The sequence below is a fragment of the Pseudomonas sp. FW300-N1A1 genome (assembly GCF_058789115.1).
The window spans coordinates 1-4922 of the sequence record NZ_JBYTBK010000076.1 but is presented as its reverse complement, the minus strand read 5'-3'; the positions used below and the strand labels follow the sequence as shown (position 1 = coordinate 4922).

The following is a 4922-nucleotide window of genomic DNA, read 5'->3' as shown; positions in this document are numbered from 1 at the left end:
GCAACGTGGCGGTGGCGCAGTATGTCTCGCTCACGCACCCCGTCGCCGGCAGCACGGCGGCGGCCCACGACGACCGGGTTGATCTGACCGGTCTGATCAACGCGGTGGTGACGGTGACCGACGGCGACGGCGACACCAGCACCGACAGCGTCGGCATCGGCGACGACATCAACTTCGACGACGACGGACCGGCGGTGTCGGCCAACAACACGGTGCTGCTCGACGACGATGCGCTCTCGGGCAATCCTGGCGGCACGGGCGACGATGCAGATTCGGCTAACGTAAGCGGCACTCTGGGCCACGACTTTGGCCAGGACGGGGCCGGCACGGTGGCCTATCTGACCAGCGGAGCGCCCACCGGCTTCACCTATGTGGCCGATGCCACCAGTCTGTTGGTCAAGCAGGGCACGACCACGGTGCTGACGCTGACGATGGTAGCGGCAACGGGCGTCTACACGGTGGTGCAAAACAATCCGATCCTCCATGCGGCGGGCCTGACCGAGAACAATCAGGAGTTCACCATCAACTACCGGGTGACCGATGGTGATGGCGATACGGCCGATGGCACACTGGGGATCAACGTCGATGACGATACCCCGGTCGTGACGGCCAAGTCGAATCTGGTCTACGCGAACACCAGCAACGGGGGGGCTTTGACGGATCTCGGTGGAACAGGCGTCTTCGCTTACTCGATTGGCGCGGACCTGCATGTGGCGCCTTACAGTGCGACAAACTCCGACTTCCTGTCCGTGGCCCTCACGGGCGTCACGGTGGGTGCGAACGCCATCACCAACAAAACGGTGACTTGGGTCTCGGAGACTAATAGCCAGGCGGTGTTCAACGTGGGCTTCACCTACGTGTCCAACAATCCGGCGCAGGGAGCGACCACCAACGCCACCGGCACGCTGATCTTTGACAAGGTGGCTGACACCTATACCTTGAAACTGGCTCAGGAGATTGAGAGCTTCAGCATCCTGAATACCTCGACGCCTGGTAACCCCCTTCAGGGCTATGCGCTCAATTCGGCCACGACCGTTGGCGCGAATCCGCCGGTCTCGGTGATGACGCTTGCCAGCAACTTCTTTGTGCAGTTCGAAGGATTCGGCGTGGATAACGGGACGCCCCAAACCTTCGCTTACGACACCGGCACAGGCTTGTTCTCGAATGATCGACGGTATGTCACGGTCTCATCGGATTCGATTGGCGCAGCCAGCGACACGCTCCAATCGGACGAGGTGATTGATCTGGACTTCTACAAAACAAATCCCCTGGGGTTCACCGATTCTGCCGCGATCAGGGCAACGAGCAAGGCGATCTTTCTCGAGTTCACACAGGCCGGCCCTGGCGCCGGCAAAGACATGCTGGTGGTATTGAAGCTGGTGGATGACATTACCGGGACAACAATCAATCGGACCTTCATTGTTGGAAACTCAGACGGTAATGACGACGTTTTCAATGCTGATCTGCCCGCCTACGGATTCGTGGCTCAGGCACAAAACGGCATCGTGGTCTTCGAGAGCAATGACTACAACTTCGCCGGAGAACACTACTCGATCCAGGGCGCGCAAGTGGTGACATCAACCCAACTCACAAGCGGGACCGGGTTCCAGCTCAATGGGGCCATCGACAATCCCGCGACTCCGGGGGCTGAGGGCGCAACAACCAATGCCCAGATTGCTTTCGGTGGCGCCACGACTGAGCAGAACAACGAACCCATCAAGATCGTCAACATCGGCTTCGTGTCCACGGCGACACCGGACGCCCACCTGACCTTCGATGTGGTGCTGGCGGATGCCGACAGTGACGCGACGGCCACGCAAACCCTGGACGTAACGATTGTTGGAGACAACCGCGTGACGGCCTCAACGGGTGCGGACACGTTCGTGATCGCCGACACCGACGTCGACGGGTTGCTCTCCATGGTATCGACTGTCATCAATGGCGGCTTTGCCACCGGCACTGACAAACTCGACTTCACGACGGCGGGTTCGGTGGCGAACTACACCGAAGTGCTGGCACCGGCCACCAACCTGGCGGCGTTCACAGCCGCCGCCGATATCGTGCTGGACACGAAAAACTACTACTTTGGCGTCGTCGGAGGCGACGGCTACCTGGCATTCGACGGGGACGGCAACGGTATAACCACCATCATCCAGTTGGTCGGGGTGACCAACATAGAAAGCACTGACATTGTCTGAAAACCGTTGCGGGCATACGGTCTGGCTCCCACAAGGGGCCAGGCCGTTTTCATTTGGGCCGCTTCGTTCCTGAGCCAACCAGGCCAGATGAGCTTCCCGGGTTCAAGGAGCCGAAGCCTTTGTCGCCAAGCACACCAATGCCGTAAACAGCATCAGGCGCTGCAGCACATCAAAACCATGGAACCAGGGTGTTTTGGGGCGGGCAGATGCTATTGCCGGGATTGCCGGGCGCACAAGAACACATTTGCCCCCTGTCCGATCACCGCGTGCGCCGCACCGTGGCACCCACCACCAGTCAGTCCAATTCCACCCAAGCGGACTCGGGCGGCTCTTCATTATTGGTGATCCCGTGCTTCAGCGCGTACATCAGCAAGTCGATGCGGTTGATGAGATTAAGCTTTTGATAGATGTTGCTGAGGTGGTTGTGCACGGTGTGCTCGCTGATACCCAAGCGTTCGGCGATGCACATGTATTTGGCGGACGGATCGCCCACGATGGCGCGAATCAGTTCCCTCTCGCGCAGCGTCAGCCGCGCCTGCTTCATCTGCTCCAGATTGCATTTCAAGGGAATATGCCCGGCCGCAGCATAGCCGGAAAGCCCACCGGCCCAGGCTCTATCCAGTCCGATGTCGTGATGGTGGACGTTGATGATGGCCCGGATGATCGATTCCGTCGGGTCTTCCGCCAGCACGATGCCGCGTGCGCCGGCCTCTATCGCCAGGCCAACGGGGACGGCTTCGTACAGGCCCTTGAGCACCAGCACTTTCATTTCGGTGCTGCGGGTGAGCCCCGCGACGACCTCCAGCGGGTCCAGCGCATCCGGAAAAAAACTGAAAAAAATCACATTGGGACGCAACTGATCGGCAAGATCCAGCGCATGGGTATAGGTGATGGCCTGGCCGATCACTTCCATCCGGGGTTTCTTGGCATTGATCAAGTCGTGAAGGCCCATGAGAACGAGGGGGCGACAATCGATCAGCATCACGCGTATGGGTTTTCTGTGGTCCGGCATCATATTCCTGACCCCCTTGAAAAACGAGCGGTGACCTCCACGCGCTGTTCTTCCTGGATCAGCAGATCGTTCGTCTGGCCACTGCGGTTGAAGGACAAATGCGAACGCCGACAAGACTTGACGGTGCCCGCCCGGGTATTGGCAACCTGCTGCACTGGCAGGGGTTGCGGGCGTTTCCAAAAACCGGGCCAAGCCATTGAGACCACACAAATAGAAGTAGTTATCAATAGTTTGCACATGGCAATGTGCTCCATCGAGCCCGTCAACTGAGTCTAGGTCAGCTCAGAGCGCTGCCAGCCCATCCATCCGCCAGTCGTCGACTCAAGCCTCATGCAGATTGCCCGGCTGATGTTCAATGGTGGCCACTAGCCCTCACAAATCAAGGTCTTAGGCTCGCCGCGGTCACCTGTGACCAGCGTCTGATGCCGATCAAAGTCGTCAATTAATCGACGAGTGGTGTGCAGATAGGTGCGCCAGTAATAAGTGCGTCAATTTGCCGGCGAAACCTGCCTCGCCGAGCCATCCTCGAGCCGGACCTTGGCTAAATCAGCGAATGGCACTGGGCACCCCCTATCCTGCTGGATCGAAGTAGCACCAGGTGCCCGCGTCAACACGTATGCGTCCGGCAAACACTGCCGACGCTTTGTTGCCGGCTTGCATCAAGGGCTGCTTCAGGTCACGTCCGGTGATCGCATCGAAGTTGTTACCCTGCGTATCCAGGGGGGGGCGTAGCCTCAGTGGTGCGTTTTGAACCAAGGCATATTCACGCGAGGAGGGCAGGGTGGCGCCTTTGCGGCCCTGGAAAATCCCCAGCGGTGCGCGTCGACCAGGTACTGAGCCGTCTCGGTACGTACCTGGCGCAGTCGTCAAGGTTTTCGGGAGGCAAGGCGCTCACGCCGCTATGTTCACCTTGGATGAAGTGCTTCAGGGACAACTCTGCTGAAGTATCATTGCCCTATCGTCGTGCTCCGAGTAATGGCGGTGCCCTTCGATAGATCGGGACGGCGCTCCACATTTCAAGAAATCAGGGAAGATATGAGTCAAATGCGTGAGCGAAGATCAGCAAGATTGTTCGTGGTGAGTCCCTGCCGAAAGGTCCTTCTTTTCAGGTTTGTTCATAAGGAAGGAGCGTTGGCGGGTCATGATCACTGGGCAACGCCTGGCGGTGGCCTGGAAGAGGGCGAGACGTTCCAGGTCGCGGCGATACGTGAATTGCGCGAAGAAACCGGTATTCAGGTCAGCGCCGTTGGAGAGTCGGTGGCCAATCGCAGGTTTCCCATGTTGATGCCAAGCGGCGAGATGGTCATCTCGATTGAACAGTACTTCGTTGTGCGCGCGCAAACCCAGGCTCTCTCTCGCTCCGAATGGACCGCGCACGAAACTCAAGTGATGGCGGATCATCACTGGTGGTCGGCTGACGAGCTGAGATCTACTGAGAAAACCGTTTGGCCAGAATCAATAGTTGCGGTTCTGGAGGCAGGTGTGTTTGAGTCGCCCACTTGGAATCGAGCCCTGGCGCCATGAGCGTTTCTGGACCCGGAGCGGAGGTTGAGGGTGGGGGCTGTCCCTCTTTCCTTGCTTTCCTTATATAGGTAGTCGAGGTTTCAGGGTCATTTTCGGCTTTTTGATAGAAATCCTGAATTAGCAGTTGACGGCGAATTTTATCTGTCTATAATTCGCCCCACTTCCGGCGCAGTCGAAACGGAAAACTC

Annotated in this window: 3 protein-coding genes; 2 read left to right on the top strand and 1 reads right to left on the bottom strand. The window is 58.5% G+C overall.

Annotated features, from left to right (window positions below):
• Positions 1–2198, top strand: a 2198-nt coding sequence (locus AC3WQN_RS25305; RefSeq protein WP_492606968.1) for a DUF5801 repeats-in-toxin domain-containing protein, incomplete at its 5' end; no start/stop codon positions are given.
• Between the two features lie 295 nt (positions 2199–2493).
• On the opposite strand, the gene AC3WQN_RS25300 is transcribed toward AC3WQN_RS25305, so the two are convergent.
• The gene (locus AC3WQN_RS25300) at positions 2494–3210 is read right to left on the bottom strand and encodes a response regulator transcription factor (protein ID WP_103402393.1); all 717 of its coding nucleotides are present in this window, start codon (positions 3208–3210) and stop codon (positions 2494–2496) included.
• 1044 nt (positions 3211–4254) lie between these two features.
• On the opposite strand from AC3WQN_RS25300, the gene AC3WQN_RS25295 reads away from it, so the two are divergent.
• A complete protein-coding gene (locus tag AC3WQN_RS25295) occupies positions 4255–4734 on the top strand; it encodes an NUDIX hydrolase (protein WP_103402394.1) in 480 nt (159 codons plus the stop codon).
• Positions 4735–4922 lie beyond the last annotated feature (188 nt).